A 23,552-nucleotide genomic window follows, 5' to 3' on the forward strand; every position below is an offset into this window, starting at 1 on the left:
CATTGCGGATCGCCCGATCCGCCTAATCGAAGTCGCGGCACACACTGCCCAATGATCAATGATCATGACCCCATGCCCAGATGTTGATTGAGCGATCCCCAACCCCTAGGCAGACTGAAAAACCATGTCAGGGTCTGTTGACCTTTCGCGGTGAAGTTTTGTTCGAGTTAAACGCGTTTTTATCGCGGCGAGAGGGGTGTAGCCTAGTCATTCTAAGCAAAGCCCTCTCAACAAAGAGAAAAACGCGTTTAGCCGAACCCGCAGGGCAGCGCTTGTGGGGGCTTGCTACTGCGTTATCGCTTATTTATGTAGAGTGACTACACGGCATAAGCTCTGCCTTGTATCAAGCCCCCACAAACTGCTGCAAAAATCATCTCGAAAGGTCAACAGACCCTGGTTTAAGGTTGCAAAACCGGGGGTGTTTTATCCTGCCTCCTGAAAAGAACAAAAAGGATATGTTGTACCCATCACGGAGTGATTGATCATATGTCATCGAACAACCTCAGGCCTCTGGTGTTCTGGCCCACCTTCCTGCTGCTCATGGCAGCCCTGCTCGCCAGCTATCTGGATCTGGACACCTTTCTCGCCACCACCAAAACCCTGAACAGCGCCATACTGGACAACTTTTCCTGGTTGTTCAGCCTCGGCAGCCTGTATCTGCTGGTACTGGCGGTGGTGGTCTACTTTTCGCCGCTCGGAAAAGTCCGCATCGGTGGCGATAGCGCCGAGCCACTGCTTAGCCGCTGGCGCTGGTTTTCCATCACCCTGTGCACCACCCTGGCGGTAGGTGTGCTGTTCTGGACCACCGCCGAGCCGCTCTATCATCTGTTCGGGCCGCCCGAAAGTACCGGTCTGGCAGCGGGCTCACCGGATGCCGCCCGCTTCGCCATGGCCACCATGTTTTTGCACTGGTCCTTTACCCCCTACGCCATCTACACCATTCCCTCATTGGTGTTTGCCCTCGCCTTCTATAACCAGCGCAAGCGCTTTTCCATCGGCAGCATGCTGGAGCCGGTGCTGGGCGCCCGCATCACCCGCCGCTTCGGTACTGTCATCGATGCGGTAGCGCTCTATGCCCTGGTGGCCGGCATGGCTTCTTCGCTGGGTACCGGCGCCCTGACCCTGGCCGGTGGCGCCGGTCAGTATCTGGGCGGTGAAACCACGCCGCTGCGCCTCGGCATCATCATAGCGGTGATCGTGGCCACCTTTGTGCTTTCCGCCGCCAGCGGCCTGAAAAAAGGCATAGCGCGCATGTCGGCGCTGAACGCCTGGCTGCTGCTGTTTCTCGGCGTGTTCATGTTCTGCTTCGGCCCCAGCATCTTCATGATCGCCCTGGGCACCGAATCGCTCGGCCTGTATCTGGATACCTTCTTTACCCGCAGCCTGTTCACCGGCGCCGCCGCCAGCGATCCCTGGCCCCAGTGGTGGAGCATTTTCTACTGGGCGGTGTGGTTTGCCTGGGCCCCGGTGACCGCCCTGTTCCTCGGCAAAATCGCCCGCGGCTACACGGTGCGTGAATTCATCCGTATCAACCTGCTGTTTCCGTCCCTGTTCGCCATCGTCTGGATCTGCATCTTCTCCGGCACGGCCATCTATCTGGACATGCAGCAGGCGGCCGGCCTGAACGAGGTACTCAACAACGAAGGCGTAGAACATGTGCTGTACCGCATCTTCGAACAGCTGCCGGGCAGCAACATCATGATAGTACTGCTGCTGTTTATCGCCTTTATCTCCTATGTCACCGCCGCCGACTCCAATACCGATGCCATCGGCGGTCTCTGCACCCGCGGTCTGACCGCCGACAGCGACATGGACGGCGGCCTGGGCATCAAGGTGCTGTGGGGCTCGGTGATCGGCACCGTGTCCTGGGTCATGGTGTCCTTCGTCGGCCTCGACGGCGTCAAGATGCTGTCCAATCTCGGCGGCCTGCCCGCCATGTTCATTATCCTGCTGGCCAGCGGCTCCCTGTGGTACTGGCTGTCCAATCCGGCCCTGGTGATCCTGTCACCCAGCCCGGCCCCAACCCCGGCCAGCGACACCAACACCTCATCATTTGAAGGAATACCGACCAATGCAAATCAAGCATGAGTTTCCCCGTCAGGTGCGTGAAATAGAGCACCTGCAGATCCCGCTCAAGGACGGCACCATGCTGGCCGCCCGAGTCTGGCTGCCCGCCGACGCGGAGCAGCATTCGGTGCCTGCCATCCTGGAATATCTGCCCTACCGCAAGGTAGACGGTACCGCGGTACGCGATGCCCTGACCCACCCCTACCTGGCGGGCCATGGCTATGCCTGTGTGCGGGTGGATATTCGCGGCAACGGCGAGTCCGACGGTCTGATGCTGGATGAATATCTGCAGCAGGAGCAGGACGACGCGCTCGAGGTCATCGACTGGATCAGCCGCCAGCCCTGGTGCGACGGCAACCTGGGCATGATGGGTATCTCCTGGGGGGGCTTCAACAGCCTGCAGCTGGCGGCGCGCCGGCCCAAGCCGCTGAAGGCCATCATCACCATCTGCTCCACCGACGACCGCTACGCCGACGACGTGCACTTCAAGGGCGGCAACCTGCTGCTGGAAAACCTGGGCTGGGCCGCCACCATGCTGAGCTTTTCCGCCGCCGTGCCGGATCCCCGCCTGGTGGGCGACGACTGGCAGGCCATGTGGAAGCACCGGCTGGAAAACATGCCGCTGCTGGCCAAGCCCTGGATCGAGCACAGCACCCGGGACGCCTACTGGCAGCACGGTTCCATCTGCGAAAATTATGAGGATATAGAGGCTGCCGTGTACTGCGTCGGCGGCTGGGGCGATGCCTATCGCAACACCCCGGTACGGATGATGGAGCACCTCAAGTGCCCGAAGAAGGCGTTGATCGGCCCCTGGATCCACAAGTATCCCCACTTCGCCATTCCGGATCCGGCCATCGGCTTCCTGCAGGAAGCGTTGCGCTGGTGGGATCACTGGCTGAAGGGCATCGACACCGGCATCATGGACGAGCCCGAGTGCACCTTCTACCTGCAGGAGGCCCAGCCGCCTTCCGCCATGACCGCTTATCGCTCCGGCGACTGGGTGCAGACCGATGGCTGGCCCGCCAGCCAGGTAGAGCCACTGTCGTTCAGCCTGACCGACAACGGCTTGCAGCAAGGTGAACATGCACTGAATTACCCTTCCAGTATCTGTTCTCCGCTCACCACAGGGGTGCACGGCGGCGAGTACTGCGCCATCTGGTTCGGCCCCGACTTCCCGACCGATCAACGCCGGGACGACGCCCTGTCCCTGTGTTTCGACAGCACACCCCTGAACGAACCGCTGCCGCTGCTGGGCAACCCCCGCATAGCGCTCAGAGGCTCGGTGGATCAGGACTGCGGCCAGGTCACGGTGCGCCTCAGCGATGTGGCACCGGACGGCTGCGCCACCCTGATAAGCTACGGCACCCTGAACCTGGCCCTGCGTAATGACCCTGCGGTGCTGGAGCCGCCGGTGCCGGGCGAAGAGATGGACTTCGAGGTGCAGCTGGACAACATCGGCTATAAGGTACCCGCCGGTCACCGACTGCGTGTCGCCATCGCCACCGCCCATTTTCCGCTGCTGTGGCCCAGTCCCAAGCTGACCACCCTGAGCCTGGTGCCCGGCCAGCAGCATCTGACCCTACCGGTATACCGGGGCGAGTCCATCGACAACCCCTTCCAGCCGCCGGAGTCCGCCCAGCCGGTCAACATGGAACAGCTGCGCGAGTCCAGCCCAAAACGTACCATCACCGAAGACGTGGCCAGTGGCGAAGTCTGCGTGCGGGTGGACGACGACATGGGCACCTATCGCTTCCTCGATCACGGTCTTTGGGTCGAGCAGAAAGCCACCGAGGAATATCGCACCCGCCCCGAGGATCCCGACGCCACCCAGGCCGACATTCACTGGTTGTACCGGGCCGGCCGGGATGACTGGGAGGTACGGGTAGAAAGCGAGTTGCACCTGGCCTGTGACGAGCAGCATTTCTACCTGAGCGCCCGCCAGCAGGCCTGGCTGGATGGTGACTTGTTCAACGACAAGAGCTGGGAATACCGTATTCCACGGCTTGCCCAGTAGCCTTGGCGGCAGGCCGGGAGTAAGGTAGGGGCTTATTCAGTACAGGACGCCCAGGAAGCTGATATGTTCCAACGGATCAAGCCCCTACCTCCCCTTAATTGTCTGCAGGCTTTTGAAGCGGCGGCCCGCAGCCAGAGCTTCACCCAGGCGGCGACCGAACTCAGCCTGACCCAGAGCGCCATCAGCCGGCAAATCAAGCGGCTGGAGGAGTGTCTGGGTCGGCCCCTGTTTCATCGCGATGCTCAGGGTGTGCTCCTGACCCCGGCGGGCGAGCGTTATTTTCAGCTGGTGCAGCGATTGCTGCGCGAACTGGCCAGCGGCACCGCCGCCCTGACCCGGCGTCAGGGCAGCCTGCAGCTGACCCTGGCATCCAGCCCCACCGTCGCCTCCATGTGGCTGACCCGCAAACTGCCCGCACTACAGCAGCTGCATCCACAGCTCGAGATCCGCATCCTGACCATGGCCGACCCCCGGCAACTGGATCTGAGCGAGTTCGATCTTGCCCTCTATTATCTGGTGCCCGGAGAAAAGGAGCCGCCCGGCGTACAGATCACTCGCATCATGGAACAGGAAGACGTCATCGCCGTATGTAACGCCGGTTATCTGCAGCAAGCCGGGCCTGTCACCAGCCCGCAGCAGATGCTGCGCGAACATACCTTGCTGGAACTGGAAGACTACTTTCATGACTGGCTGACCTGGGAAGACTGGTTCGAAGCCCTGACAGAGCCTTACCAGGCCCCCGCCCATACCCTCAAGACCAACAGCTATCAGCTGCTGATGCAGGCGGCCCTGGCCGGCCAGGGCATCGCCCTCGGCTGGGCCCGGCTGCTGCAACCTTATCTGCAGGAAGGCACCCTGGTGCAGCCGCTGCCCCACAGCATGCCCAGCAAGGGATATCTGTGCCTGCTGGAGCCCAGTCACCGCCACCCCTCGGTCGCCACTCGACTGTTCACCCAATGGCTGTTGCCACACCAGGACGGTTGAACCTGCCGACCGGCGACGAGACCACCAATTTGCGAATATTTCTTACCCTCTTCCTTCCAGGTCAGGTTATTAGTTTGTAAAAAACTGGCATGCTGCCTTTGGCTGGTATAAAAAGACCTTCATCATTTATGCTGTAGCGATGATGACTGCACCGGTTGCGGTCATGCCGTCGATCATCAGGAGAGTTATTCATGTTCAAATCCATCAAGCTGTTGGCTGCTACCCTGGCCCTGTCCACTTCCCTGATCGCGCCGGCCATGGCGGCCGATGCGGTCAAGGTCGGCATGTCCGGTCGCTACTATCCGTTCACCTTCGTCAAACAGGATGAGCTGCAGGGCTTTGAAGTCGATGTCTGGAACGCCATCGGTGAGCGTCTCGACCGCGAGGTAGAGTTTGTAACCACCAACTTCTCCGGCCTGTTCGGCATGCTGGAAACCGGTCGTATCGACACCATTTCCAACCAGATCACCATTACCCCGGAACGGCTGGAAAAATATGATTTCGCCGACCCCTATGTCTACGACGGCGCCCAGATAGTGGTACGCAAGGGCAACGACAGCATTCAGGGGCTGGACGATCTGAAAGGCAAGAAGGTCGCCGTCAACCTGGGCTCCAACTTCGAACAGCTGATGCGCAAGCACGACACCAATAACGAAATCAACATCATCACCTACGAGACCAACCTGGAGCAGGACGTGGCGCTGGGTCGTACCGATGCCTTCGTCATGGACCGCGTCGGCTCCGCCCAGCTGATCAAGGAAGCCGGACTGCCGCTGCAGCTGGCCGGCAAGCCGTTCGAGACCCTGGAAAATGCCTTCCCCTTCGTGAAAACCCCCGAGCAGCAGGCACTGCTGGCCGAGGTGAACCGAGCCCTGGCCGATATGCGTGCCGACGGCACCCTGACACAGATTTCGGAGAAATGGCTGGGCGCAGACATCACCAGCAAATAAACCATGCAATTTGATCTCGACTATACCCTGGCGCTGTTTCCGATCCTGTTCGGATATCTGGGCACGACCATGGAAATGGCGCTGCTGGGCTTTGTATTCGCCCTGATTATTGCCGGTGGGCTGGCGGTGATCAGAACCTTCGAACTGCCGGTGCTCAACGCCCTGGCCAAGCTGTTCATCTCCTTCTTTCGCGGCACCCCGTTGCTGGTTCAGCTGTTTCTGCTGTATTACGGCCTGCCGCAGATCATGCCGATATTTATCGGTCTCGATGCCTTCAGCGCCGCCGTCATCGGCCTGACGCTGCATTTTGCCGCCTACATGGCGGAATCGATTCGCGCCGCCATCCTGAGTGTGCACAAGAGTCAGATGGAAGCGGCCATGAGCATCGGCATGACCCGCACTCAGGCCATGAAACGCATCATACTGCCTCAGGCGGCGCGCATCGCCACACCCTCGCTGATGAACTACTTCATCGACATGATCAAGAGCACCTCGCTGGCCTTCACCCTGGGGGTGGCCGAAATCATGGCCTCGGCCCAGAAAGAGGCGTCCAGCAGCTTCAAGTTTTTCGAGGCCTTTATTGCGGTCGCCCTGATCTACTGGGCTGTGGTGGTGTTCTTCACCTATTTGCAGACCCGGCTGGAGCGACGGCTGAACGCCGCTTATTAGGAGCACCATGATTACACTGCGTAACCTGACCAAGATCTATAACGGCCAGACGGTGCTCAACGACATCAGTCTGGATATCAAGAAAGGCGAAATCGTGGTGATACTGGGGCCCTCGGGCACCGGTAAATCCACCCTGCTGCGCTGTCTGAACCTGCTGGAAACGCCGGAGGCCGGCACCCTGGATATCGACGGCTTTGCCATCGATCTGGCAAAGCATGGTGGCAAACAGGCCATCGAGCTGCGCAAGCGCACCTCCTTCGTGTTCCAGAACTATGCGCTGTTCGCCAACAAGACCGCCCGCGACAACATCGCCGAAGGGCTGATCACCGTGTGGAACAAGCCCAGGGCCGAGGCCAACGCCGAGGCGCTGCGCATTCTGGGCGATATCGGGCTGGAAGATAAGGCAGACGCCTATCCGTCATCCCTGTCCGGTGGCCAGCAGCAACGGGTGGGTATCGGCCGCGCCATGGCCAGCCATGCCAAGGTGATGTTGTTCGACGAGCCGACTTCGGCGCTGGATCCGGAATGGGTGGACGAGGTGCTGGGACTGATGAAGAAGCTGGCGCTGGCGCACCAGACCATGGTGGTGGTCACCCACGAGATCGGTTTCGCCCGCGATGTGGCCGACCGGGTGATCTTCATGGACGGTGGTCACATCGTGGAGCAGGGCCCGCCGTCCGAGCTGCTGACCAAGCCGACCGATCCCCGCACCCGGGCCTTTTTGCGCAAGGTGTTGCCGGATCGAAACGAAAACGGCTGACGGATCTCGCCGCCACGGGATCCCCGCGCTTTTAGTTGCGCCGGCCCGCGGGGGCTGTATAATCCCAGCCCCGCGATCTTCAAGGATCCCGGGATCGATCCCGTCCGGTAAAATACTTTGCCTGTGGGGTCGTCAATCAACACCATGTAGATTGACGTGATATACAGAACTGTTTAGAATTCGGCCTCTTTGGTGGGACCGTCTCGGTGATGTTTATGCGTCTGTCGAGTACATGGTCAAACTGTATAGCAAACTGACACAGCGGTAATAACTACTATGAAACGCACTTTTCAACCTTCAAATCTGAAGCGCAAACGCAGCCACGGTTTCCGTGCTCGCAAGGCCACTGTAGGTGGTCGCAAAGTACTGGCCGCTCGTCGCGCCAAAGGTCGTGCCCGTCTGAGCGCCTAATGGCCCGGCATGCCTTTACACGGGAGTTACGTTTGTTAACTCCCGCCCATTTCAAAAACGTCTTCGACAACCCCGTCAGAGCCGCTTCCCCACATCTCACACTTCTTGCCAAACCAAACGAACTGGGTCACCCCCGGTTGGGACTAGCCGTACCCAAAAAAGCACTTAAACGTGCCGTTTGGCGCAATCGGGTCAAACGTGTTGCCCGCGAAGCCTTTCGCCTGAAGCAACATAAGCTGCCCAACGTTGATATTGTGGTGATCGCCAAGAAAGGTATCGGGGATGTGCCCAACGACGAGCTGTTCGAGCTGCTGGATAGGCTATGGCGCACGCTTTCTCGCCGCTGCAACGACTCAGCGTAGGCCTTATTCGCCTTTACCAGCTGGTTATCAGTCCTCTGCTCGGGCCCAGGTGTCGCTTTACTCCCACCTGTTCGCAATACGCTATTGAAGCCATCCGGCTCCACGGTTTTTTAAAAGGCGGTTGGTTAACCGTCAAACGTCTATTAAAATGCCATCCTTTAGGTCCAAGCGGCCACGACCCGGTCCCGACACAGCGAAGAAAATAAACTATGGAATCTCAACGCAATATATTGGTTATCGCTCTGCTGCTGGTGAGTTTCCTCATCTGGCAACAGTGGCAGACAGATAAGGCGCCGCAGCCAGAAGTGGCCCAGCAAAGCTCCCAGACCAGCACCGACGACGCCAGTTTTGTTCCCGAAGCGGATCAGGCCGATGGCGAAGTGCCCACCGATGTGGCCCCGGCTGCCAATCGCCGCCTGGTAACCATCACCACCGACAGCCTCAAGCTGACCATCGACACCCGGGGTGGTGACGTGGTGCGCGCCGAGCTGCTGGAACACGACGACGAACTGAATTCCGACGACAAGTTCGTGTTGCTCAGCAACGGTTCCAACTTCGTCAACGTGGCCCAGAGCGGCCTTATCGGTCGCGACGGCCCGGATGGCAGCGCCAACGGTCGCCCCGTTTATGGTACCGAACAGACCAGCTACCAGCTAGCCGACGGTCAGGACAGCCTGACCGTGCCCATGACCTTTACCAACGAGCAGGGCGTGGCGTTCACCAAAACCTTCACCCTCACCCGTGACAACTACGTGGTGAATGTCGGCTATGTGATCGACAACCAGAGCGCCGAGCCGGTACAGGCCCAGCTTTACGGTCAGCTGAAGCAGAGCGAAGTCAATCCGAACGAAGAAGGCGGCAACATGCTGATGGCCTCCGCCTATCGCGGCCCGGCCTACTCCAGCAGCGAAACCCGCTACACCAAGTACGATTTCAAATCGGTACGTGAAGCCAACCTGAATCAGACCACCGCCGGCGGCTGGGTCAGCATGCTGCAGCACTACTTTGTCTCAGCCTGGATTGCACCGAAGCAGGAACAGAACCAGCTGTACAGCCGTTCACTGAACAATCAGGGCCAGGCCATCATCGGCTTCAAGGCACCATTGGTGACCGTAGCGCCGGGTAGCGAGCAAACCGTGTCTGCCGACTTGTGGCTCGGCCCCAAGCTGCAGAACAAAATGGCCGCCGCCGCCGAAAATCTGGATCTGACCGTGGATTACGGCTGGTTGTGGTTTATCGCCCAGCCGCTGTTCAAGCTGCTGCACTTCCTGCAGAGCTTCGTGGTCAACTGGGGTCTGGCCATCGTGCTGACCACCTTCGTGGTGCGTGGCATCATGTATCCGCTGACCAAGGCCCAGTACACCTCCATGGCCAAGATGCGCATGCTGCAGCCCAAGCTGGCGGCCCTGAAAGAACGCTATGGCGACGATCGCCAGAAAATGTCCCAGGGCATGATGGAGCTGTACAAGAAGGAGAAGGTCAACCCGCTGGGTGGCTGTCTGCCGATTCTGGTACAGATGCCTATCTTCATCTCCCTGTACTGGGTGCTGATGGAGTCGGTAGAACTGCGCCACGCGCCTTTCTTCCTGTGGATTGACGACCTGTCGGTGCGCGACCCCTACTTCGTGCTGCCTATCCTGATGGGTGTCAGTATGTTCATGATCCAGAAGATGAGCCCGACCACGGTAACCGATCCGATGCAGCAGAAGGTGATGCAGTTCATGCCCATCATCTTTACCTTCTTCTTCCTGTGGTTCCCTGCCGGTCTGACCCTGTACTGGCTGGTGAGCAACGTGGTCACCATCACCCAGCAGTGGTATATCTTCCGCCAGCTGGAGAAGAAAGGCCTGCACAGCAAAGTCACTTCTTAAGGCTGTTTGCTGGCCGCCAGTGCCGGAAATCAATACACTGAAGGCGACCCCAGGGTCGCCTTTTTAATTGCCCGCAAGGGCAAAGGAATAAGCTACGCCGACACGCTGTGAATACCTCCATGTACGCTCTCCGTTTCATCCCTGAAACGGAAGGTCGGCCAAGCTCATCCCTTTACCCTCGCCAGTCAGTTGTGCCGTCTGCCGGAAGAATGCCGCCGCATTCATCGCCAGACTTATTTGTGGAGTAACAGAACAGATGTCGAACGATACCATAGTGGCTCAGGCCACCGCCCCCGGTCGGGGCGGTGTGGGCATCATCCGGGTTTCCGGCCCTCATACCGAAGCCGTGGCTCAGGCCGTGCTCGGCAAGGTGCCCAGGGTGCGCTATGCCGACTATCTGCCGTTCAAGGACGAACAGGATCTGGTGCTGGATCAGGGCATCGCCCTGCTGTTCAAGGGCCCCAACAGCTTTACCGGCGAAGACGTGCTCGAGCTGCAGGGCCACGGCGGCCCCGTGGTACTGGACATGCTGGTGCGGCGCATCCTGGCCTTGCCCGGCCTGCGTCCGGCACGGGCCGGCGAGTTCAGCGAGCGGGCCTTCCTCAACGACAAGCTGGATCTGGCCCAGGCCGAGGCCATCGCCGATCTGATCGAAGCCTCCAGCGAACAGGCGGCCCGCTCGGCGCTGCAATCGCTGCAGGGCGAGTTTTCCAATCACGTTCACAGCCTGGTGGAAGCCCTCACTCACCTGCGTATCTATGTGGAAGCGGCCATCGACTTTCCCGAAGAAGAAGTCGATTTTCTCTCGGACGGCAAAATCGCCGGCGATCTGTACGGCATCATGGACCGGCTGACCGAAGTGCAGCGCCAGGCTCGCCAGGGCTCCATCATGCGCGAAGGCATGAAGGTGGTGATCGCCGGCCGTCCCAACGCCGGCAAGTCCAGCCTGCTCAACGCCCTGGCCGGCAAGGAGTCGGCTATCGTCACCGATATCGCCGGCACCACCCGCGACGTGCTGCGCGAATACATCCATCTGGACGGCATGCCGCTGCACGTGATCGATACCGCCGGCCTGCGCGAAGCCACCGACGCGGTGGAGCGTATCGGCATAGAGCGGGCCTGGAGCGAAATCGAACAGGCCGATCGCATCCTGTTTATGGTGGACGGCACCACCACCGACGCCCTGCACCCCAAGGACATCTGGCCCGACTTTGTCGACCGGCTGCCGGCCCACATCGGGCTGACGGTGGTGCGTAACAAGGCGGATCTGAGTGGTGAACCGATGACGGTGGTCAGCGATGGCGAACACCCTGTATACCCTATTTCCGCCAAGACCGGCGAAGGGGTGGACGCGCTCAAGGAACACCTGAAAGCCTGCATGGGCTTTCAGGGCGGCACCGAAGGCGGCTTCAGCGCCCGCCGCCGCCACCTGGACGCCCTGCACCACGCCGATCAGCACCTGATCATGGCCAAGGAGCAGCTGGAGGTGTACATGGCCGGCGAGCTGGTGGCAGAAGAACTGCGCCTGGCTCAGGAGCAGCTGAGCCAGATCACCGGCGAATTCAGCTCCGACGACCTGTTAGGCAAGATTTTCAGCTCGTTCTGTATCGGGAAGTAGTGAACCGAGGCATGGCATACACGAACCTGAATCCCGGCAAGGCCCTGATCTGGCGGATTACTCACCGCCGCAACCTGCCGTGGATTCTGGCCAATGGCCTGCATGCGGGTAACAGCCTCGCCTGCTCGCCAGATTGGGTGACCATCGGCAACAGGGAGCTGATCGATCGCCGGGCACACCGGCCTGTGCCGCAGCCATCGGGGGGCATGCTGAACGACTATGTGCCTTTTTACTTCACGCCCTTTTCGCCCATGTTGTACAACATCTATACCGGGCGGGGCGGTGTTGCCCATGTTGCCAACGCCGATATCGTGATATTGGTGTCCAGCCTGCACCGGGTAGCGGAGCTGGGACTACCCTATGTGTTTACCGACCGTCATGCTTACACCATGACCGCAAATTACTACAATGACCTCACCCGGCTGAACGCCATCGACTGGCCGCTGCTGCAGCAGCGCAACTTTCAGCGCGACCCGAACGACCCCGAAAAGGTCGAGCGCTATCAGGCCGAGGTGCTGGTTTATGGGCAAGTGCCCGTTCAGGCGCTGCTGGGGGCGGTGTGTTATACCGCCGATATTAAGGCAGAATTACAAGAACAGGCGGCCAGAATGGGTGTCCAACTGGATATTCACTGTATGCCTCAGTGGTACTTTTGAGGCCGGGTCGTTTGAAGGAGAGCTCAATGATCAGCTACACCACCGGCAACCTGCTCGACGCCAATGTAGAGGCGCTGGTGAACACCGTGAATACGGTTGGCGTGATGGGCAAGGGCATTGCATTGATGTTCAGAGAGCGCTTTCCGGCCAATATGGCCGCCTACGCAAAAGCCTGCAAGGCCGGCGAGGTAAAAACCGGTCGCATGTTCGTTACCGAAACCGGCGAGCTGATGGGCCCGCAGTGGATCGTCAACTTCCCCACCAAGCAGCACTGGCGTGCCAAGTCGCAGATGCAGTGGGTTATCGACGGTCTGGCTGATCTGCGCCGCTTTATTAAAACGCATCAGGTGCGCTCCATTGCCATCCCTCCCCTGGGCGCAGGCAATGGCGGCCTCAAGTGGGCGGATGTGAAACCCCATATAGAGCAAACTCTGGGTGATCTGGATGGGGTGGAGATAGTTATCTATGAGCCCACCGCCCAATATCAAAATGTCGCCAAGCCCAAAGGCGTGGAAAAACTGACCCCCGCCCGCGCCCTGATCGCCGAGCTTGTGCGCCGCTACTGGGTTCTGGGCATGGAATGCAGCCTGCTGGAAATCCAGAAACTGGCCTGGTTTTTGGAGCGGGCCATTGAGACCGAAGGGCTTGAACCTCTCGACTTGCGCTTTAAGGCCAACAACTATGGTCCCTATGCCGACCGCTTGCGCCACCTGCTGAATGCACTGGATGCTAGCTATCTGAAAAGCGAAAAGCGCATTAATGACTGCGATCCGCTGGATACCATCTGGTTCAACGATGCCAAGCGCGACAAGATAGACCTGTATCTGAAGACGGAGGCCAAGGCCTATTTGCCGGCTCTGGAAAAGGTAACTCGGCTGATTGACGGCTTTGAGTCCCCGTTCGGACTGGAACTGTTGTCCACCGTAGACTGGCTGCTGGCCAAAGAGCGTATAGCGCCCGAGCCCGAGGCACTGCTTGAGGGCATGGGTCACTGGCCGGCGGGTAAAAGCTGGGCTCGTCGCAAGCTCAGGTTATTTGACCTGCCCAAGCTGGAACTGGCTCTGAACCGTCTGCAACAAGAGCCTTTTCAGGCGGCCGTTTAAAAGAATTCACTGGAATAACAATAATGGGTGAGTACACGAAAATTGAGCAGCCTTTGTGCAGCTGAAGGGATTGAGCTAGAAAACCGTTCTTGTGGATAAGCTGCGCAAGCGGAAGCATCGCTGGATATTTAAAATATATGCCTCGGTGCTGCCAAGTACAGGAAGGAGAAGTGGTAATGGTGCCCCGGAAACAAAGACTCCAGAGCGCAGGATACTGAGGCCAGTAGATGCGTGGGATCCTTGCTCATGTAACCGAGGAGGTCAGCGGGAAATAAGATCGACACGGCTGCTCGCCGCTCACCGCCGTGAGCCGAACAACACACCTAATCGGCTTGATTAATGAGCCGATTAAACGATATATTCGGCTCATCCTTTGCGTTAAAAGCGAGCGCTTATGTCATCAACTTGGATATGGCAGCAGCCAAGCTGGCCTTTGTTCTCCTGGAATGAAGCCATTGTTGCACCACGCTTGCGGGACGTTCGCCTCAAGTCGGGCGTACTGATCGGCAAAGCCAGCGTTAGCCAACTCCAAGATGTTCAACAAGCATTAGATACCCTGTTACAGGGTATTGTTGCTTCTTCTGCCATCGAAAACGAAACCCTGAATGTGCAGTCGGTACGCTCTTCTCTGGCTCGGCGGTTGAAGGTGACGGAGGAACATCCTTATCCGGTTTCTGAGCGATCCGAAGGGCTGGCAGTCATGATAATGGATGCGATCCAGGATTATCAGCAACCTCTGACGCTAGAGCGACTCTTGCAATGGCATGCTTGGTTATTTCCTGGCGAGGCTGGCATGCTGGCCGGCCACTCGCTGAAGGTTGGGCAACTGCGTGGCGATGAACCCATGCAAGTCGTCTCTGGTCGCCTGGATAAACCGAAAGTCCACTTTGAGTCACCTCCCCGAGATACGTTAGCAGCCGAGTTTAATCAGTTTATCGGCTGGTTTAATCACAGCCGTAACGAACAGACTCTGGACCCCATTTTGCGGGCAGCACTCTGTCATTTGTGGTTTGTTACCTTGCACCCATTTGAAGATGGTAATGGTCGTATTGCGCGAGCCCTCACCGATATGGCATTGGCACAGGCCGACAACCAGAGTATTAGATTGTACGCCATGTCCGTCACCATTCTGGAGCGCCGCAATGACTACTATCGAATTCTGGAACAAACCCAACGGGGTGAGCTTGATGTCACGGCCTGGGTAGTATGGTTTATCGATATCTTTGATCAAACGCTTGACCAAGCCATCGCCGCTATCGACGGTACTCCGCAAAAGACGCGCTTCTGGCGTGAACATCAGGGTGCAGGGTTGAGCCCTGAACAAACCAAGGTGCTTAACCGACTGCTGGACGGCGGTGAACGAGGCTTTGAGGAAGGGATCAGTGCCTCTCAGTATCAAAAAGTAGCCAAAGTCAGTAAGGCAACTGCCACACGGCACCTGGCAGATCTGCTACAAAAAGGATGCATCGATAAATTGCCGGGCGGCGGCCGCAGCACCCGATACCAGATTAAGCAGTAATAATACCGGTACGGCGGTTGCTTATCATAGAGCAGATTAGTGCGGAATCAGAGCGGCTGAAGAGTAGTTCAACCGCCAATACCTCTGGAGGATACATATATCCAAACGAGTGACGAACTCAGCACAATTGACACCCGACTGGCGGAGCTGGAACGAGAAAAAGCGGCCCTGCTTGCCCGCAGGCAGGAGCTGCTGCGGACTGAGCCTGTTACCGAGCAGCTGACACCGCAACAAAAGGTTAAGCTGTTTCAGGGATTATTTCGCGGTCGTGCCGATGTGCATGCCGTGCGTTGGGAGAAAGCCAATGGCCGCGCCGGTTATGCCGTGGCCTGCAGCAATGAATGGGTTCAGGGCATCTGCCAGAAGCCAAAAATCAAGTGCGGCGACTGCCCTCACCGCCGGTTTACCCCGCTCGACAGCAAGGTACTGTTCGCCCACCTGTCGGGAAAACTGGTGGCCGGCCTCTACCCTCTACAGCCGGATCATCACTGTCACCTGCTGGCGATGGATTTTGACAAGGCGGACTGGCAATCGGATGTAAAAGCCCTGGCCCAAGTCTGCCGTCGGGAGAAAATCCCTTTTGCACTGGAGATATCCCGCTCCGGGGCCGGAGCTCATTTGTGGATATTTTTTTCGGCACCGGTGCCAGCCTGGTTGGCCCGTGCACTGGGCTTCAGGCTGCTCGACAAGGCCATGGAGCTGCACCCCGGTTTATCCTTTGACTCCTACGATCGTCTGTTCCCCAATCAGGACATGATACCTCAGGGTGGCTTTGGCAACCTGATCGCCCTGCCCCTGCAATACGAGGCCCGCTCACGAGGCTGCAGCGTATTCGTGGATGAAGAGCTGCAACCTCACCAGGATCAGTGGGCATTTTTGAGCGAGTTAAAGCGGATCAGCCCCGCCCGACTGCGGGACTAGGTCGGAGAAGCGCCTGAGCCAGCAGCCACGGACGATAGCGCTGCGCTTTTCCACCCATGGTATCCCCCGCTACATCTCCTGCGCCCGTATCGAGCAGGGCTATCTGTCCGTGCCACGGGGCTGCCTGGACGAGGTGATTGAACTGTTAAGCGCACAAAGCATACAGGTGGACATGGAAGACCGCCGGATTACAGGCTCGTCCTTACCGCAACTGACACTCAGGCTGCAGCTAAGAGACAATCAGCAAGCCGCCGTCGATGCCCTTACTCAGCACGACACCGGCATACTGCATGCGCCAACGGCCTTTGGCAAAACAGTCACCGCCATTAGCGTAATTGCCAGCCGACAGGTAAATACCCTGATCCTGACCCACAGCCGGCAGCTGCTAGATCAATGGAAGGAAAGGCTGGAGTCCTTTCTGGACGGCGCCACCATAGGTGTATTTGGCGGCGGCAAGAAGAAAGCGTCCGGCCAGATTGATGTGGCGACCTATCAAAGCCTGATTAACAAAAAGGATAACTCCATTGCCGAGTTCGTCCGCGATTATGGCCAGATTATTATCGACGAGTGTCATCACATTTCGGCACCACGCTACGAGATGCTGCTGAATGAAATCAGCGCCAGATATGTACTTGGCCTCACGGCCACCCCAAACCGTCAGGACGGACACCAGAAAATCATGTTTATGACCGCCGGTCCTGTGCGTCACCGGGCTCAATCCGATCAGCAGTCAGGCTTTGACCAGCGCGTGATAGTGCGAAAACGGCAGGAAGCTCCACCAGCCGAACTCTGCCAACCCGAAGAGCGCCCCCATATCGCCACTGTGTACCGCTGGCTAGCCGAGAACCCGGCACGCAATAAGGAAATCATTGAGGATGTAATAGCGAGCGTTAAACAGGGCGGAAACTGCCTGCTACTAACCGAGCGCCGCGAACATGCCGAAACGCTGGCCGGCATGCTGTCCGATGCTGCCTTCAGCACCGTGGTACTCAGGGGTGGTATGGGCGTGAAAGAGCGCAGGAAAGTGGAGACCATGCTGCCCGATGCCCAGGTGGTGGTTGCCACTGGCAAGTACATCGGCGAGGGGTTTGATCTGCCCCGGCTGGATACGCTGTTTCTGGTCCTACCCATCGCCTGGAAAGGCACCCTGGCCCAATATGCGGGGCGGCTTCACCGAGAGGCCACAGGCAAGCAGGAAGTGACTGTCTACGACTATGTCGACACAAGCCTGCCCATGTTGCTCAGAATGTTCCATAAGCGGGAGAAAGGCTACCTGGCCATGGGTTACCGGTTTGTCACGTCGAAACAGATAGCACTGCTGTAGCGCACCCGCTAGAACAGATACTGGGGGTGTTAACGGCTTTGGCGTGTAAGGCTGATTTTACCTGCTATAAAGTGTAAAACTTGATATACCCTCTACAGCGTGTAATTTAGAAATATCAATTCTATCAGGTAACCCAGCCATGAAAGTCACCAATGCCCATCAGCTCAGCGCTTACATGAAAGATGTCAGACTCACCCAGAAACTTTCCCAAGGTAAAATAGCTGACAAAGTGGGGATCCGGCAGGACACGGTTTCCAACTTTGAACTGCACCCGGACACCACCAAGCTGGAGACCTTCTTCAAGATCCTGTCGGCATTGGAGCTGGAACTGACGGTTCAGCCACGAAATACCTCTGGCACAGACTCAGATAGCGGTGCATCAGCAGGCTGGAAGGAGGAGTGGTAATGGCAGAGCTGGATGTCTATATGAACGGTTACCGGGTTGGCGTTTTCACCCGAACCGGTTCAGGTGCCCATCATTTCAAATACGACGAGGCCTGGCTACGCTTGCCTGGAAGCCGTCCAATATCACTTTCCATGCCACTGCGTCATCAGACGTATCAAGGAAATGAAGCATACAACTTCTTTGACAACCTGTTACCTGATACCCCTGAAGTCAGGAACCGGATCCTTGCCAGATACCACGCAAACTCGACTCAGCCTTTCGATTTGCTGTCCAAGGTCGGGGCCGACACTGTGGGTGCCCTGCAACTGTTGCCACATGGCACTCCCCCCGGCGATATTCGAAAAATGGAATACCGGGTGTTATCCGAAAGAGAGCTGGAGAAGGTGCTGACCGGCTATCAGGCGGGTGCACCTCTGGGGATGATCGAGGAAGTGGAAGATTTTCGGATTTCCATCGCCGGCGCCCAGGAGAAAACAGCACTGCTGCTCATAGACGATAGGTGGTGCCAACCCCGTAATGCCACACCAACGACCCATATCATCAAGCTGCCTATCGGCAAGATAGAAAGCCACTCATACGCCATTGACCTGTCCGACAGTGTCGAAAATGAATATCTCTGCACCCTGCTGGCACGGGAGTTCGGCTTGCCGGTGCCCAACTGTTTCATGATGCAGGTGGGCAGCATCAAGGCCTTGGCCGTAGAGCGTTTTGACCGTAAATATTCATCTGACGGCAACTGGCTCATGCGCTTGCCACAGGAGGATTTTTGCCAGGTGCTGAATGTACCATCGGCACAGAAATATGAGAATCATGGTGGGCCTGGCATTGCAGAGATCATGTCCTACCTGCTGGGCTCGGCAAATACCGAACAGGATCGCTATCTGTTCATTAAAGCACAGGTATTGTTTTGGCTGCTGGCCGCGACAGATGGACATGCCAAGAACTTCTCCGTGTTCATTGAGCCCGATGGCCGCTTTCGTCTGACCCCCTTCTACGACATCCTTTCCATGTACCCGGTTTTTGGTGGCAGAGGTCTTCATCCACGTGATGCCAAGCTGGCCATGGGCCTCAAAGGGACAAAAGGCAGGAAGTACGGCATTGAGCAAATCTTTCCAAGACACTTCTTCCAAACAGCCAAAACGGTAGGGTTTGATCAGGAGGCAATGGCGCGCATTCTGGCTGAACTGGCAGGCTCGGTTGACACTGCTATCGACAACGTCAGCAAGCAGTTGCCAAACGACTTCCCCAATCACATCCGTGACTCAATACTGGGAGGAGTAAAAGCCAGGTCCTCCCGACTGACGACCGGTAGAAGTTGAAAAACCGAGAATATCGGCGGGAAGCGATAGTGGACGGAGCCGGAATCACACCATGCACATCTGTGATCTATCCCCCAAATCGCTGATTTAAATCACTTTCCCCCGAGAGGCCCCCGAAAAGTCAGTATCCATATGATATTAAAGAAAACTTCACTTTTTGTATCGGGAAGTAATACCGGCATAGATTCGCTACGGTGCTTAAACGGCATGAGCCGAATAACACACCTAATCGGCTCCATTTATGAGCCGATTGGCTACCAAGACGAATACTCTGAAAGATGAAAACCATACTAGACGACCGGTCTAATTACCTGTAGCATGCCGTCCATGAACACTAAACATCAAGACACCCGCCAGCATCTGCTCGACACCGGTCGCGATATTCTCGCCGCCCGGGGCTTCAGCTCGGTCGGACTCAGCGCCCTGTTACAGCAAGCGGGCGTGCCCAAGGGCTCCTTCTATCACTACTTCAAGTCCAAGGAGCAGTATGGCCAGGCTTTGCTGGAGAATTACTTCAGCCAGTACCTGACCGAACTGGATGCCCTGTTCAGCCAGCCGAGACAGAACAGTCGGGAACGACTGATGGGCTACTGGAGTGAATGGCAGCGTCGCTATTGCAGCCCGCAAGGCCGCAGTGATTGTCTGGTGGTCAAGCTCAGCGCAGAAGTGGCCGACCTGTCGGAGCCGATGCGCCTGACCCTGAAAACCGGCACCGATCGAGTGATTGGTCGCATTCAGGACTGCATCGACGCCGGCGTCATCGATGGCTCCCTGCCGGCACAACCACCGGCCCTGCTGGCCACCAGTCTCTATCAACTGTGGCTGGGTGCCAGCCTGCTGACCAAGCTGCATCGTGATGAACGACATCTGGATATGGCGATGAGCATGACCCGGCGGCTGCTGGTAAACTGACGATCTGGCCCGTATTGTGACGGGCTTTTTCAGCACAGAACACTAGACGACCGGTCTAATTTAATTCTTATCATCAAAACAAAACGAAGGTAACTCATGCAGGACTTCAGCTTTTACAACCCGACCCGTATCGAATTTGGCGCCGGAAAAGTCGCCAGTCTGGCGCAGCTGGTACCGGCCAACGCCCGCGTACTGGTACTGTTTGGGGGCGAAAGTGCCCGTCGTACCGGCACCCTGGACGAAGTCACCACCGCCCTCGGTGAGCGTGAAGTACAACTGTTCGGCGGCATCGAGCCCAATCCCAGCTTCGAAACCCTGATGGAAGCGGTGGCCGTGGTGCGCAATAACGACCTCGACTTTTTGCTGGCCGTCGGCGGTGGCTCTGTGATAGATGGCACCAAGTTCGTTGCCGCTGCCGCCCTGTTCGAAGGCGATGCCTGGGAAATACTGTTGCAAGGCGGCCAGAATATCGATCGTGCCCTGCCCTTCGGTTCCGTGCTGACCCTGCCGGCCACCGGCTCCGAAATGAACAAGGGCTCGGTCATCACCCGCAAGGCGCTGCAGGCCAAACTACCTTTCATGAGTGAACGGGTATACCCGCGCTTTTCCGTGCTGGATCCGGTCAAGACCTACACCCTGCCCACCCGTCAGGTCGCCAATGGCGTGGTCGATGCCTTCGTGCACGTCATGGAGCAATACCTCACCTACCCGGCCCAGGCTCCGGTGCAGGATCGCTTTGCCGAAGGTCTGCTACAAACCCTGATTGAAATAGGCCCCAAGGCGCTGGCCGAGCCAGAAGATTACCAGACCCGCGCCAGCCTGATGTGGACCGCGACCCTGGCCCTGAACGGCCTGATTGGCGCCGGCGTTCCCCAGGACTGGGCTTCCCACATGCTGGGCCACGAGCTCACCGCCCTGCACGGCCTGGATCATGCCCAGACCCTGGCCATAGTGCTGCCCGAGATGCTGCGCCAGCGCAAGGCCACCAAACTCGGCAAGCTGGTGCAGTATGCCGAGCGGGTATGGGATATCCGCGCGGGCAGCGACGACGACAAGGCCGAAGCCGCCATCGAACATACCCGTGCTTTCTTCGAATCCGTCGGCGTCAAAACCCGCCTTGGCGACTACAGTCTGAATGCCGAACATATCGACGGCATCATCGACAGCCTGCAACGCCACGGCATGGTCGCACTGGGTGAACACGGTGATGTAACGCCCGAACACTGCCGTCAAATTCTGCTCGCCAGCCTGTAAAGTCAGCCCACCAATGAAGGAGCACAAAATGAAGCAAACCGCCAACAGCAACCGCCGGCTCACCCTGGCCTCACGCCCGGTGGGCGCGCCTACCGACGCCAACTTTGCGCTGCAAGAGACTGCCATTCCCCAGCCTGGTCACGGCCAGCTGCTGCTGCGAACCGTTTTTATGAGTCTGGATCCCTACATGCGCGGCCGCATGAGCGACGCCAAGTCCTACGCCGAGCCGGTGGCCGTGGGTGAGCCCATGGTTGGCGGCACCGTCAGCCGGGTACAGGCCAGCAACCACTCCGACTATCAGGTAGGCGACTGGGTACTGAGCTACAGCGGCTGGCAGGACTATGCGGTGTCTGATGGTCAGGGGCTGATCAAGCTGGACCCTGCTCAGGTGCCACCTTCCTATGCCCTGGGTGTACTGGGCATGCCCGGTTTTACCGCCTATATGGGTTTGCTGGATATCGGCAAGCCGCAACCGGGTGAAACCATAGTGGTGGCCGCCGCCACCGGCGCCGTGGGCTCCATGGTGGCACAAATCGGCAAGCTCAAGGGCTGTAACGTCGTTGCCGTGGCCGGTGGCGAAGAGAAATGCCGCTACGCGCTCGACACCCTGGGCGTGGACGCCTGTCTCGATCACAAGGCCGATGACTTTGCCGAACAGCTGGCCGCGGCCTGCCCCGGCGGCATCGATATTTACTATGAGAACGTCGGCGGCAAGGTACTGGATGCGGTATTGCCGCTGCTCAACACCGGCGCCCGCATTCCGGTATGTGGCCTGATCTCCCAGTACAACGCCACCGCATTGCCGGATGGTCCCGATCGCCTGGGTCAGCTGATGGGCACCATTCTGATCAAGCGTCTGACCGTGAAGGGCTTTATCATCTTCGACGATTACGCCCACCGTTACGACGAGTTCGCCCGGGACATGGGCCAGTGGCTGAGTGACGGCAAAATACACTATCGCGAGCAGATAGTGGAAGAGCTGGAGAACGCGCCACAGGCCTTTATCGGCCTGCTGCAGGGCCAGAACTTCGGCAAGCTGGTAGTGCGGATCGGCGACGACGAACTGATCTGATCCCCACGTTGGCGCCGGTCCTGCCGCCGCCTTCTAGAGGGGATCCCGAGTGCAGACCGCATCCCCTCCACCAATCCTGTTCCAGGCTCTCCGCCGACCAATCTGCTCGCTCGGCCACAATGCTAAAATAGAAAGTGAGCACCCACTTGGGTGCAATACTTTTCCCTGCCTGCCGTCGGGGCAGGTCAACAGCTTGCTGGAGGCACTGATGAACATCCTGTTGCGGTATGGCCTGCTGATCACCTTCCTGGGCATGGTGCCGATCGGCGTTCAAGCCGAGTTGCTGGACGGAATGACCTTTGTCGGTCTCAACGGCGAAGCAGGCGAGGCCCTGGACCCCGACGAGCACGAGGAGATCATCTTTCAGGACGGTCTGTTCACCTCTGTGTCCTGTGCACCTTATAATTTCAAAAGTGGAGAATATTCAACCACTGTGGTTGACGACAGCATCCATTTCGATGCGGTTACCGAAAGTCCGACCCACGGCACCATCACCTGGCAAGGTGTGGTGCATGGCGATACCGCCGAAGTCACCTTTGTATGGACCAAGGCGCGCTGGTACTGGGATACCCGCCGGGAGTACTGGTTCAGAGGTACCCTGAAGCAATAAGGCATGTGACCGAACGCTACCCAGGACGGTATATGAATGACTCGCATCACGAGCCCGATGGGGATGCCGGGCTGACACGCTATCTCAGGCTCGCCCTGTTGTTCGGCATTATTATCGCGTTGAATATGGGGGGAAGCTGGCTGGCCCAGCAGCTCGACCTGCAGCTGTTTCCCCGGCACGATACGCTGATCAATGTCATGGTGCTGGTAACGGCCTGCCTTTATATCTGCCTGATGGCCATCCCCTTCATGCCCGGGATAGAAATCGGTCTGGCCCTGATGATGCTGCTGGGCAGCAAGGGGGCCCTGCTGGTCTATGTGTGTACTCTTGCCGCCCTGTCGCTCAGCTTCATGATCGGCAGGCTCCTGCCTCCCGGCCCGGTCTACCGGCTGCTGAACTGGCTGCACCTGTACCGGGCCGGCGCCCTGGTCAGTCAGCTTGCGCCGCTGAACCGGCAACAGCGGCTGGCACTACTTGGCGAACGGTTACCAGCGGGCATAGCCCCGCTGCTGTTAAAATACCGCTACCTGACCATCGCCGCCGCCATCAACCTGCCAGGCAACACCCTGCTTGGCGGAGGTGGCGGCATCGGCCTGGTGGTCGGCATGAGCAGGCTTATTCCTTTTCACGGCTTTCTCTCCCTGATGGCCCTGGCCGTGGCGCCGGTGCCGACCTGGTTTTTCTTTTTCGGCGGCTAGACAGGCATATGCGGTGCCATCGCAGACAAGAGCGAGCATGTGGTTAATTGAT

Annotated in this window: 23 protein-coding genes; all 23 read left to right on the forward strand. The window is 58.2% G+C overall.

Going from position 1 to position 23,552, the window contains the following annotated elements; genetic code table 11:
- The first annotated feature begins 486 nt into the window (after positions 1 to 486).
- Positions 487 to 2,088, forward strand: a complete 1,602-nt coding sequence (locus tag Q0753_RS05850) for a BCCT family transporter (protein WP_298718449.1) — start codon at positions 487 to 489, stop codon at positions 2,086 to 2,088.
- Complete coding sequence (locus Q0753_RS05855; protein WP_298718451.1) at positions 2,072 to 4,081, forward strand: CocE/NonD family hydrolase; 2,010 nt, start codon at positions 2,072 to 2,074, stop codon at positions 4,079 to 4,081. Before Q0753_RS05850 ends, Q0753_RS05855 begins: the two co-directional genes overlap by 17 nt.
- Before the next feature lie 63 nt (positions 4,082 to 4,144).
- Positions 4,145 to 5,065 (forward strand): LysR substrate-binding domain-containing protein, encoded by a 921-nt coding sequence (locus Q0753_RS05860; protein ID WP_298718453.1) that lies wholly within the window; start codon positions 4,145 to 4,147, stop codon positions 5,063 to 5,065.
- Between the two features lie 191 nt (positions 5,066 to 5,256).
- On the forward strand, positions 5,257 to 6,015 hold the full coding sequence (locus Q0753_RS05865) for an amino acid ABC transporter substrate-binding protein (RefSeq protein WP_298718455.1): 759 nt from the start codon (positions 5,257 to 5,259) through the stop codon (positions 6,013 to 6,015).
- 3 nt (positions 6,016 to 6,018) lie between these two features.
- On the forward strand, positions 6,019 to 6,684 hold the full coding sequence (locus Q0753_RS05870) for an amino acid ABC transporter permease (RefSeq protein WP_298718457.1): 666 nt from the start codon (positions 6,019 to 6,021) through the stop codon (positions 6,682 to 6,684).
- A 7-nt stretch (positions 6,685 to 6,691) separates the two neighbouring features.
- Positions 6,692 to 7,444: an amino acid ABC transporter ATP-binding protein gene (locus Q0753_RS05875; RefSeq protein ID WP_298718459.1), complete on the forward strand. Its 753-nt coding sequence runs from the start codon at positions 6,692 to 6,694 to the stop codon at positions 7,442 to 7,444.
- Positions 7,445 to 7,720: 276 nt separating this feature from the next.
- Complete coding sequence (gene rpmH / locus Q0753_RS05880) at positions 7,721 to 7,855, forward strand: 50S ribosomal protein L34 (protein ID WP_188630650.1); 135 nt, start codon at positions 7,721 to 7,723, stop codon at positions 7,853 to 7,855.
- Complete coding sequence (rnpA, locus tag Q0753_RS05885) at positions 7,855 to 8,217, forward strand: ribonuclease P protein component (RefSeq protein ID WP_298718464.1); 363 nt, start codon at positions 7,855 to 7,857, stop codon at positions 8,215 to 8,217. The genes rpmH and rnpA overlap by 1 nt, the downstream gene beginning before the upstream one ends.
- Positions 8,178 to 8,423: a membrane protein insertion efficiency factor YidD gene (yidD, locus tag Q0753_RS05890; protein WP_181068175.1), complete on the forward strand. Its 246-nt coding sequence runs from the start codon at positions 8,178 to 8,180 to the stop codon at positions 8,421 to 8,423. Before rnpA ends, yidD begins: the two co-directional genes overlap by 40 nt.
- Positions 8,424 to 8,426: 3 nt before the next feature.
- Entirely contained in the window at positions 8,427 to 10,088 is a 1,662-nt protein-coding gene (gene yidC / locus Q0753_RS05895) for a membrane protein insertase YidC (protein ID WP_298718469.1), read from the forward strand.
- Positions 10,089 to 10,344: 256 nt separating this feature from the next.
- Positions 10,345 to 11,706, forward strand: a complete 1,362-nt coding sequence (gene mnmE / locus Q0753_RS05900) for a tRNA uridine-5-carboxymethylaminomethyl(34) synthesis GTPase MnmE (RefSeq protein WP_298718471.1) — start codon at positions 10,345 to 10,347, stop codon at positions 11,704 to 11,706.
- Positions 11,707 to 11,717: 11 nt separating this feature from the next.
- Positions 11,718 to 12,362 (forward strand): DUF4433 domain-containing protein, encoded by a 645-nt coding sequence (locus Q0753_RS05905; RefSeq protein WP_298718473.1) that lies wholly within the window; start codon positions 11,718 to 11,720, stop codon positions 12,360 to 12,362.
- 26 nt (positions 12,363 to 12,388) lie between these two features.
- Positions 12,389 to 13,465, forward strand: a complete 1,077-nt coding sequence (locus Q0753_RS05910) for a macro domain-containing protein (protein ID WP_298718474.1) — start codon at positions 12,389 to 12,391, stop codon at positions 13,463 to 13,465.
- 394 nt (positions 13,466 to 13,859) lie between these two features.
- Positions 13,860 to 14,984 carry a Fic family protein gene (locus tag Q0753_RS05915; RefSeq protein WP_298718476.1) on the forward strand — a complete coding sequence of 375 codons (1,125 nt, stop codon included), beginning with the start codon at positions 13,860 to 13,862 and terminating at the stop codon, positions 14,982 to 14,984.
- A gap of 285 nt (positions 14,985 to 15,269) precedes the next feature.
- Positions 15,270 to 15,905, forward strand: coding sequence for a hypothetical protein (locus Q0753_RS05920; protein WP_298718478.1), 636 nt, complete (start codon positions 15,270 to 15,272; stop codon positions 15,903 to 15,905).
- A 109-nt stretch (positions 15,906 to 16,014) separates the two neighbouring features.
- Positions 16,015 to 17,229, forward strand: coding sequence for a DEAD/DEAH box helicase (locus Q0753_RS05925; protein ID WP_298718480.1), 1,215 nt, complete (start codon positions 16,015 to 16,017; stop codon positions 17,227 to 17,229).
- A 139-nt stretch (positions 17,230 to 17,368) separates the two neighbouring features.
- Positions 17,369 to 17,635 (forward strand): helix-turn-helix domain-containing protein, encoded by a 267-nt coding sequence (locus Q0753_RS05930; protein WP_204795820.1) that lies wholly within the window; start codon positions 17,369 to 17,371, stop codon positions 17,633 to 17,635.
- Positions 17,635 to 18,954 carry a type II toxin-antitoxin system HipA family toxin gene (locus Q0753_RS05935; protein ID WP_298718482.1) on the forward strand — a complete coding sequence of 440 codons (1,320 nt, stop codon included), beginning with the start codon at positions 17,635 to 17,637 and terminating at the stop codon, positions 18,952 to 18,954. Before Q0753_RS05930 ends, Q0753_RS05935 begins: the two co-directional genes overlap by 1 nt.
- A gap of 327 nt (positions 18,955 to 19,281) precedes the next feature.
- Entirely contained in the window at positions 19,282 to 19,866 is a 585-nt protein-coding gene (locus Q0753_RS05940) for a TetR/AcrR family transcriptional regulator (protein WP_298718484.1), read from the forward strand.
- A 96-nt stretch (positions 19,867 to 19,962) separates the two neighbouring features.
- The gene (locus Q0753_RS05945) at positions 19,963 to 21,120 is read left to right on the forward strand and encodes an iron-containing alcohol dehydrogenase (RefSeq protein WP_298718486.1); all 1,158 of its coding nucleotides are present in this window, start codon (positions 19,963 to 19,965) and stop codon (positions 21,118 to 21,120) included.
- 28 nt (positions 21,121 to 21,148) lie between these two features.
- Complete coding sequence (locus Q0753_RS05950; protein ID WP_298718488.1) at positions 21,149 to 22,192, forward strand: NADP-dependent oxidoreductase; 1,044 nt, start codon at positions 21,149 to 21,151, stop codon at positions 22,190 to 22,192.
- A 208-nt stretch (positions 22,193 to 22,400) separates the two neighbouring features.
- Positions 22,401 to 22,802 carry a hypothetical protein gene (locus Q0753_RS05955; RefSeq protein ID WP_298718490.1) on the forward strand — a complete coding sequence of 134 codons (402 nt, stop codon included), beginning with the start codon at positions 22,401 to 22,403 and terminating at the stop codon, positions 22,800 to 22,802.
- Positions 22,803 to 22,834: 32 nt separating this feature from the next.
- Entirely contained in the window at positions 22,835 to 23,500 is a 666-nt protein-coding gene (locus tag Q0753_RS05960) for a hypothetical protein (RefSeq protein WP_298718492.1), read from the forward strand.
- The last annotated feature ends 52 nt before the right edge of the window (positions 23,501 to 23,552 follow it).

This window comes from uncultured Oceanisphaera sp. (assembly GCF_947495715.1).
Classification (GTDB): Bacteria; Pseudomonadota; Gammaproteobacteria; order Enterobacterales; family Aeromonadaceae; genus Oceanimonas; species Oceanimonas sediminis.

Excerpts from the sequence above, each read along its gene's own strand:
- Q0753_RS05850 (WP_298718449.1), top strand. The coding sequence starts at position 487 with ATGTCATCGAACAACCTCAGGCCTCTGGTGTTCTGGCCCACCTTCCTG.
- Q0753_RS05855 (WP_298718451.1), top strand. The coding sequence starts at position 2,072 with ATGCAAATCAAGCATGAGTTTCCCCGTCAGGTGCGTGAAATAGAGCAC.
- Q0753_RS05860 (WP_298718453.1), top strand. The coding sequence starts at position 4,145 with ATGTTCCAACGGATCAAGCCCCTACCTCCCCTTAATTGTCTGCAGGCT.
- Q0753_RS05865 (WP_298718455.1), top strand. The coding sequence starts at position 5,257 with ATGTTCAAATCCATCAAGCTGTTGGCTGCTACCCTGGCCCTGTCCACT.
- Q0753_RS05870 (WP_298718457.1), top strand. The coding sequence starts at position 6,019 with ATGCAATTTGATCTCGACTATACCCTGGCGCTGTTTCCGATCCTGTTC.
- Q0753_RS05875 (WP_298718459.1), top strand. The coding sequence starts at position 6,692 with ATGATTACACTGCGTAACCTGACCAAGATCTATAACGGCCAGACGGTG.
- rpmH (WP_188630650.1), top strand. The coding sequence starts at position 7,721 with ATGAAACGCACTTTTCAACCTTCAAATCTGAAGCGCAAACGCAGCCAC.
- rnpA (WP_298718464.1), top strand. The coding sequence starts at position 7,855 with ATGGCCCGGCATGCCTTTACACGGGAGTTACGTTTGTTAACTCCCGCC.
- yidD (WP_181068175.1), top strand. The coding sequence starts at position 8,178 with ATGGCGCACGCTTTCTCGCCGCTGCAACGACTCAGCGTAGGCCTTATT.
- yidC (WP_298718469.1), top strand. The coding sequence starts at position 8,427 with ATGGAATCTCAACGCAATATATTGGTTATCGCTCTGCTGCTGGTGAGT.
- mnmE (WP_298718471.1), top strand. The coding sequence starts at position 10,345 with ATGTCGAACGATACCATAGTGGCTCAGGCCACCGCCCCCGGTCGGGGC.
- Q0753_RS05905 (WP_298718473.1), top strand. The coding sequence starts at position 11,718 with ATGGCATACACGAACCTGAATCCCGGCAAGGCCCTGATCTGGCGGATT.
- Q0753_RS05910 (WP_298718474.1), top strand. The coding sequence starts at position 12,389 with ATGATCAGCTACACCACCGGCAACCTGCTCGACGCCAATGTAGAGGCG.
- Q0753_RS05915 (WP_298718476.1), top strand. The coding sequence starts at position 13,860 with ATGTCATCAACTTGGATATGGCAGCAGCCAAGCTGGCCTTTGTTCTCC.
- Q0753_RS05930 (WP_204795820.1), top strand. The coding sequence starts at position 17,369 with ATGAAAGTCACCAATGCCCATCAGCTCAGCGCTTACATGAAAGATGTC.
- Q0753_RS05935 (WP_298718482.1), top strand. The coding sequence starts at position 17,635 with ATGGCAGAGCTGGATGTCTATATGAACGGTTACCGGGTTGGCGTTTTC.
- Q0753_RS05940 (WP_298718484.1), top strand. The coding sequence starts at position 19,282 with ATGAACACTAAACATCAAGACACCCGCCAGCATCTGCTCGACACCGGT.
- Q0753_RS05945 (WP_298718486.1), top strand. The coding sequence starts at position 19,963 with ATGCAGGACTTCAGCTTTTACAACCCGACCCGTATCGAATTTGGCGCC.
- Q0753_RS05950 (WP_298718488.1), top strand. The coding sequence starts at position 21,149 with ATGAAGCAAACCGCCAACAGCAACCGCCGGCTCACCCTGGCCTCACGC.
- Q0753_RS05955 (WP_298718490.1), top strand. The coding sequence starts at position 22,401 with ATGAACATCCTGTTGCGGTATGGCCTGCTGATCACCTTCCTGGGCATG.
- Q0753_RS05960 (WP_298718492.1), top strand. The coding sequence starts at position 22,835 with ATGAATGACTCGCATCACGAGCCCGATGGGGATGCCGGGCTGACACGC.